This window comes from Streptomyces shenzhenensis (assembly GCF_021462265.1).
GTDB classification, from domain to species: domain Bacteria; phylum Actinomycetota; class Actinomycetes; order Streptomycetales; family Streptomycetaceae; genus Streptomyces; species Streptomyces shenzhenensis.
Map to the genome: position 1 here is coordinate 1 of NZ_JAJONF010000222.1, position 345 is coordinate 345.

At 67.2% G+C, this 345-nt stretch carries 1 protein-coding gene; it reads right to left on the bottom strand.

Annotated elements, in window-relative coordinates:
- A partial coding sequence (locus LQ326_RS47550; RefSeq protein WP_308402184.1) for a condensation domain-containing protein occupies positions 1-324 on the bottom strand: 324 nt, incomplete at its 3' end.
- Between the last annotated feature and the right edge of the window lie 21 nt (positions 325-345).

Below are 345 nucleotides of genomic sequence, written 5' to 3' on the forward strand. Positions count from 1 at the left end.
CTCCCGCATGACCGCACGCCAGCCCTCACCGGCCTCCACCACGACCAACTCCGGATGACACTCCCCTCCCTGCAACACGTGCTGGTAGGGAACACCCTCGATGGCCGGGAAGACCGTCCGCAGAGTTTCATGGCGGTCCGCAACATCACCCAGCGACGCAGCCAGTGCCGCCACATCCAGCTGTCCGCTCAGGCGCAATGCCATCGGCAGGTTGTAGACAGCGCCCCCGCCGTCGACCTCTTCCATGTGGTTGAGGAACCACATGCGCTGCTGGGCATACGACAGGGGCACCCGCTCCGGACGCTCCCGACGCGCCAGCACCACACTCCTCGACGTCCCGGCCGC